Raw genomic sequence first — 6,000 nt, forward strand, 5'->3', positions numbered from 1 at the left:
GCGCCCCAGGGCGTGCCGGCCATGTCCGAGCACCCGGCCCGCGTGGGAGATCAGTCGGGTATCGGCCGCGGTGAGGACGGCGGAGCGACCATGCAGGCGTAGGCAGTGGGACCGCCACAGTGATCAGCCCGGCGCCAGACCGCCGAGTGCGGGGTCACCTCCGCGGCGGTCCGCACGATCGATCGATGTGATCACCCGATCGTGAGTTCTCCGGACTCCCGCCCGATGTGACGCGATGCTCAACGGGACGGCGCGTGACCGGCGCCGCCCGGATGGGGGTGGGGAAGAGCATGACGCGAGAAACGGGACGGCGCGGAGGCCTGGACGAGCAGGCGGTGCTGCTGGCGGCCGGGCTGGCCGATCTGGCCGTGAGCACGCTGGGGTCGGCTGTCGGCGCGGTGCGGGGACTGTTGCGCCGTTCGGACGCCGCGGAGCTCGCCGCGCAGGCCGAGCACGACCTCGCGGCGCGTGGGCGCCTGGTGCTGGACCGGTACGCCGCCGTGCCCCCGGCCCACCTGGAGATCCTCGCCCGGCACGTGTCGGCCCGGAAGAACGCCGATGATGACTGACCGCTGGGAGCCGGTCGCGTTCAAGGTCCGCATCGACGAGGTGCTGCGCCGGTTCGTCGCCCAGGAAGCCGATCAGTTCGCCGCGGTCGATCCGCTCCTGGGCCCGGTGGCCGAGCAGTTGGAGGCTGCGGTCGCGGAGGGCAAACGGCTGCGCGCGGCGTTCTGCTACTGGGGCTGGCGCGCGGTGGGCCAGCCGGACAGCGACGCGCTGGTGCGGGCGGCGGCGTCCATGGAGCTGGTGCACGCCGCTGCGGTCGTTCACGACGACCTCATCGACGACAGTCCGCTGCGGCACGGGCGCCCCACGGCCCATGTCGCCCTGCGCGATGCCGTACGGCGTCGTCCGCGTGGCGCGGCGGCGGCGAGGTCGCTGGCGATGCTGATGGGAGACCTGCTGATGGCGCTGGCCGGGCAGTTGTTCGCCACCAGCGGCCTGCCCGCCGCGTACCTCGCCCGTGCCCGCCCCCTGTGGTCGGTGATGGCTCGGGAACTGATCGCGGGCGAGTGCCTGGAGATCCTGCGTACCGGAGCCGGACCGGACACCGAGGCGTCACTGAAGGTGATCCGCTACAAGACCGCCAAGTACACCGTCGAGCAGCCTCTGCTGATCGGCGGCGCCCTCGCGGGGGCCGGCACACGACTGCGCGAGGGCTACTCCGCGTACGGGCTGCCGCTGGGCGAGGCGTTCCAACTGCGGGACGACCTGCTCGGTCTGTTCGGAGACCCGGAGCGCACCGGCAAGGCCAACGCCGACGACGTGGAAGGCCACCGGCCTACGGCCCTGCTGGCGGAGACCTGGCGCCTGGCCGGGGAGGACGACCGCGCGCGGCTGCGCGCCCTGCTGGGCCGACGGCGCCTGGACGCGGACGCCCTGGACACGGTCCGCGAGGTGATGCGCGTGCTGAGGGCACCCGACCGCATCGAGGACATGATCGGCGTACGGGTCGAGGAGGCGCTCGGTGCTCTCGACGAGCTGGACGTACCGGCCCCTGCCCGCACCGCCCTGACCGCACTGGCCCGCTCCGCGGCGGACCGCCAGTTCTGAGAACCCATCCACAACGGAGCCCTGCCATGACGATGACGTACACCGACGCGTCGATGGACGCCCTGCGGCAGGCCGGTGACGAACTCGCCGACGCCACCGTCGCCACGCTCTTCGAACGCGGCCAGGTGGGCACGTTCAACAGCCTGATGCGCTACGTCTCCACCGCCGGCGCTCCCCTGCCGGACGGTCTGCCCGACGTCGCGCGGGAGTACCTCGAGGCCACCCGTGTCCCGCCGGCCTGGGTGGACTGGTCGGAGATGGAGAAGGCCCGGCTGTTCTTCATCGACAACAACGTGCACATCTCCACCGCGCTGTCCTTCGCCTCCATGCCCGCCTGCTACGTCGTACCGCACGTGGCGAAGCTGCTGTCGGCCACCCACGGACTGAAGTACCCCTCCAAACGGATGGCGGAGACAGGTCAGTTCACCGTCTACCTGATGCAGCCCGACGCCTTCGAAGCCGGCGGCCGCTTCGTCCCCGCCGCCCAGAAGGTCCGCCTCCTGCACGCCTCCATCCGCCACCACCTGGGGCGCGAGAACCGATGGGACGCCGACGCGCTGGGAGTGCCGATCTGCCAGGAGGACATGATCGGCGGCCAGATGTTCTTCTCCCTGCTCGTGCTCGACAGCCTGCACCGCCTCGGCATCCACATGTCGCAGGAAGGCGCGGAGGCCTACTACTACGCGTGGCGGGTGGTCGGAGCCATGCTCGGCGTCGACCAGGACGCGGTCCCCAAGACCCTCGACGAGGCCCGCCAGTTCCTCGACCTGTACATGATCCGGCACATGGGGCCTTCCGAAGAGGGCGCGCAGCTGACCCGGCAGCTCATCGACCTGTACGAGGAGGTCGTGCCCGGCACCTTCTTCGACCCGATCGTCTCCGCTCTGATCCGCCACCTCATCGGCGACACCTGCGCGGGCTGGCTCGACGTACCGCACACGCCGTGGGACACCGTCGTCAAAGCCGTGCCCCACCTCCTCGGCGTCCTGGAGACCATCGAGGACCGCTCCCCCCTCGGCGCCTGGGCCCTGGACCGCCTCGGCCACCTCACCACCGTCTTCGAACTGTCCTCCCTCACCCGCGGGCGCGTCATGCACTACGCCATCCCCGAACAGCTCAAGAAGGACTACGGCATCTCCCCTGCGGTGCCCCGCACCCGCCGATGGGATCCACCCGCGGCCACCGTCTGTTGATCACGCAGATGCCCAAGCTCCGGTATTGCACGCTCCGGGGTTCAGTGCGCACTGAAATCGTCAGCTGGTTGCCAGGACTGATCCCAGCGCAAGAGACGAAGCGCACGGGTGCAGCACGCATGGGGACGGGAAACCCCGCGAGCAGGCGAGAACTACAGAGTGGTCAAGGCCTGTGGATGGCAGCCGCACCGACCCAGCGGTGGTAGGCGTCCACATCGACGTTGCTGCCACACACGATGGTGACGACGTGTCGGCCGGCGAAGCGGTCACGGTCTTCGAGGATCGCCGCGATACCGAGCGCGGCCGAAGGTTCGACGACCAGGCCGGCGTGGTCAAGGAGCATCCGCATACCGGCGATGATCGACGCCTCCCGGACCAGGACGGCGTCGTCAGCGACCAGGAGGAGGTCGTCCAGGACGGCCGGGATGGGACGCCGGCCGGCGACGCCGTCAGCGATGGTGTTGGTCGAGTCGGTGGTGACGACACGCCGTTGGCGCCACGAGTGTGTCAGCGCCGGCGCGCCCAGCGGCTGGACGCAGATCACCTCGACTTCGGGCGCCAAGGCCTTCACCACATGACCCACGCCGGTGGCCAGCGCCCCGCCGCCGAGAGCAATCAGGACGGTGTCGAACGACGGCGCAGCCTCCACCAGTTCCAGGCCGATCGTCGCCGCACCCTCGCAGGTCTCGATGTCCAGGCTGTCTTCGACCAGCCGGACCCCTTCGTACCGCGCGACGGCCGCCGCCCGCTCGCGAGCCATCTCGTGGTCGCCGTCCACCAGCTCCAACCCGGCGCCCAGCGCGCGGATGCGATCGAGCTTGGCCCGAGTCGCAAAGCGGGATGCCACGACGGTCACGTCGAGCCCCCGGCCACGACCGGACCAAGCGAGGGCTTGACCAAGGTTGCCCGCGCTGGCGCACACCACGGCTGCCGAGCCGTTGCCGGCGAGCAGGCTCGCGACCACCTCGGTGCCGCGGGCCTTGAAGCTGCGGACCGGGTTCGCCGTTTCGAGCTTGATGCTCACCGTGCACCCCAGGTCGGGCTCCAGCGCCTCGCAGCAGTACAGCGGAGTGTCGAGAAAAATCGGGTCGATTACCCGGCGGGCCGCCCGGACCCGAGCAGTGTCGAGGCGTGTCTCCTGCACGACACAGCAGCGTAGTGCCGCCGACGCTGTGCATCGAGTCCACCGCGACCAGCGCAAACTCCAGAGGCTGTGGCCGGCCGACGACGACTCCGATGCCGTACGGCTGCTGGAGCACCAGGGCCCCGGCGCCCTGACGGTGGACCGCGCGCAGTTCGAGGCGGCGCTCTCCGCTCGCCGGGGCAGTCTCAAGAGCACCGAGACCGATCGCCGCCGCCTCTCTACCCACATGCGCCGCACCCTGCGCTCCCCGATCCCCGCCGGGTGCGTCCCGTCCCCCGACTCCTGGCTGACCGGCCACCGCGACACGCCGTCCCCCTGACCGAACAGCGCAGGTACGTACTCCAGCGTGAACACGCAGCGCGGCGTCTCCGCTTGATCGTGACGCCGCGTCCGCTGCGGGAGGCCGGACGGCCTTCTTCACGTCCATCTCGACGCAGACCCGGTCCGCGCAACGCGGGCGGTCGATCCCACGTCTGGCAGGGAGGACATCCAAGAACCACCCCCTGAAACGGAGTGCTCGGTGCTCATAGGACTCCTGACCGCCATCGCGGCCTCGATTTGTTACGGCACGGGCTCCGTCCTCCAGGCCGTCGGCTCCCGCAAGTCGGCCCGCCGCGAGGCGGCCGCCGCCGGACAGGTCACCACGCATGGCGGCCCCAGCCTCTCCTCCACCGCCAAGGCCGCGATGACCTGGGAGTTCATCGTCGGCACGATCCTGGACTTCGTCGGCTTCGGGCTCGGCGCGCTCGCCGCCCGGCTGCTGCCGCTGTTCCTCTCCCAGACGGTCATCAGCGCCAACCTCGTCATCACGGCCGTCCTGAGCGTCAAGCTGCTCGGCATCCGGCTGACCCGGGCGGAGTGGACCTCGATCGCAGTCGTCTGCTCGGCGCTGGTGCTGCTCGCCAGCGCGGCGGGCCCTGAAGGCAGCGGGCACACGCCGATCACCACCCACTGGTGGCTCCTCGCGATCTCATTGCTGCTGATGGCGGGCGGCACGGTCCTGGTCCGGCTGCTCGGCGCCCGGGCCGCGATCCTGGCCGGTCTGCTCTCCGGTCTCGGCTTCGGCGCGCTCGGCGTGGGCGTGCGGGTGCTGAACGGGATCGATCCGTTCGACCTGGGCACGCTGCTCGCCGACCCGGCCCTGTACGCCATTCTGGTCGCCGGAATCGGCGGCATGTACCTGCACACCGTCGCGCTGCAAATCGGCTCGGTGAACGGGGCGACGGCGGCGCTGGTGGTCGGCGAGACCGTGCTGCCCGGCATGATCGGCGTCTGGTGGCTGGGGGACGCCTCACGCCCCGGCTTCGCCTGGCTGGCGGTGACGGGCTTCGTCCTGGCGGTCTCGGGCGCGGTCGCGGTGGCCTGGTTCGGCGCTCCGGAGAACGCCGGGAAGGAGGTCCCGGCCCCGACCGACACCCCAACCCAGAACCCGGCGCTTGCCGAAAACCGAGCCTAGGAGCGTCGGGGGCCGGCGCGGTGGCCGCCGCTCCGTGTCCAGTCCCGGCCGCTGCAAACCGTGCGTGCGGTTCTCCCGCATACGGCTTCCGGCATCGGACGAGGATTCCACGGCCCGCAGGCCCAGGTATGACAGCGTCGTCACCGCTCCATGCGCGTCACTGCGGCGGATTGCCGTGCTTGCGAAGTGGCAGGTCGGCGTGCTTGGTCTGGAGCATCGCCAAGGACCTGGCGAGCACCTCGCGGGTCTCGGCGGGGTCGATCACGTCGTCCACCAGGCCGCGCTCGGCCGCGTAGTAGGGGTGCATGAGCTCGGACTTGTACTCCTTGACCATGCGGGCCCGCATGGCCTCGGGGTCCTCGGCCTCGGCGATCTGCCTGCGGAAGATGACGTTGGCCGCACCCTCCGCTCCCATCACGGCGATCTCGTTCGTCGGCCAGGCGAAGGTGAGGTCGGCACCGATGGACTGGCTGTCCATGACGATGTACGCACCTCCGGCACGGTCGCGTTGCAGTAGGCGTAAAGGAGCTTCGCGCCGTGCCGGATGATTCCGCCGTGCTCCTGGTCGACGCCCGGGAGGAACCCGGGGACGT

General features: G+C 70.6%; 6 protein-coding genes and 1 pseudogene. 5 read left to right on the forward strand and 2 right to left on the reverse strand.

Annotation, left to right across the window (positions count from 1 at the left end):
* Nucleotides 1-290 precede the first annotated feature (290 nt).
* Genes KUM44_RS05110 through KUM44_RS05120 form a run of 3 tightly spaced genes read left to right on the forward strand, consistent with a single transcriptional unit; the run spans nt 291 to nt 2,807 of the window.
* Nucleotides 291-569 carry a polyprenyl synthetase gene (locus KUM44_RS05110; RefSeq protein WP_217206533.1) on the forward strand — a complete coding sequence of 93 codons (279 nt, stop codon included), beginning with the start codon at nt 291-293 and terminating at the stop codon, nt 567-569.
* Nucleotides 559-1,614 carry a polyprenyl synthetase family protein gene (locus KUM44_RS05115; RefSeq protein ID WP_217206534.1) on the forward strand — a complete coding sequence of 352 codons (1,056 nt, stop codon included), beginning with the start codon at nt 559-561 and terminating at the stop codon, nt 1,612-1,614. The genes KUM44_RS05110 and KUM44_RS05115 overlap by 11 nt, the downstream gene beginning before the upstream one ends.
* A gap of 32 nt (nt 1,615-1,646) precedes the next feature.
* Nucleotides 1,647-2,807: an oxygenase MpaB family protein gene (locus KUM44_RS05120; protein WP_217206754.1), complete on the forward strand. Its 1,161-nt coding sequence runs from the start codon at nt 1,647-1,649 to the stop codon at nt 2,805-2,807.
* 163 nt (nt 2,808-2,970) lie between these two features.
* Here the strand turns inward: KUM44_RS05120 and KUM44_RS05125 are convergent, their stop codons facing one another.
* The gene (locus tag KUM44_RS05125) at nt 2,971-3,951 is read right to left on the reverse strand and encodes a threonine/serine dehydratase (RefSeq protein ID WP_217206535.1); all 981 of its coding nucleotides are present in this window, start codon (nt 3,949-3,951) and stop codon (nt 2,971-2,973) included.
* A gap of 28 nt (nt 3,952-3,979) precedes the next feature.
* On the opposite strand from KUM44_RS05125, the gene KUM44_RS05130 reads away from it, so the two are divergent.
* Together KUM44_RS05130 and KUM44_RS05135 are read left to right on the forward strand one after the other, a co-directional pair.
* On the forward strand, nt 3,980-4,270 hold the full coding sequence (locus KUM44_RS05130) for a hypothetical protein (RefSeq protein WP_217206536.1): 291 nt from the start codon (nt 3,980-3,982) through the stop codon (nt 4,268-4,270).
* Between the two features lie 201 nt (nt 4,271-4,471).
* Nucleotides 4,472-5,407 carry a hypothetical protein gene (locus tag KUM44_RS05135; protein WP_217206537.1) on the forward strand — a complete coding sequence of 312 codons (936 nt, stop codon included), beginning with the start codon at nt 4,472-4,474 and terminating at the stop codon, nt 5,405-5,407.
* A 157-nt stretch (nt 5,408-5,564) separates the two neighbouring features.
* Here the strand turns inward: KUM44_RS05135 and KUM44_RS05140 are convergent.
* Nucleotides 5,565-6,000, reverse strand: a pseudogene (locus KUM44_RS05140) (carboxyl transferase domain-containing protein); the annotation flags it as partial.

The sequence above is a fragment of the Streptomyces sp. AC550_RSS872 genome (assembly GCF_019049285.1).
In the GTDB taxonomy this organism is placed as follows: domain Bacteria; phylum Actinomycetota; class Actinomycetes; order Streptomycetales; family Streptomycetaceae; genus Streptomyces.

Bases quoted from the DNA above. Each gene is read 5' to 3' on its own strand.
- KUM44_RS05110 (WP_217206533.1), top strand. From the start codon at position 291: ATGACGCGAGAAACGGGACGGCGCGGAGGCCTGGACGAGCAGGCGGTG.
- KUM44_RS05115 (WP_217206534.1), top strand. From the start codon at position 559: ATGATGACTGACCGCTGGGAGCCGGTCGCGTTCAAGGTCCGCATCGAC.
- KUM44_RS05120 (WP_217206754.1), top strand. From the start codon at position 1,647: ATGACGTACACCGACGCGTCGATGGACGCCCTGCGGCAGGCCGGTGAC.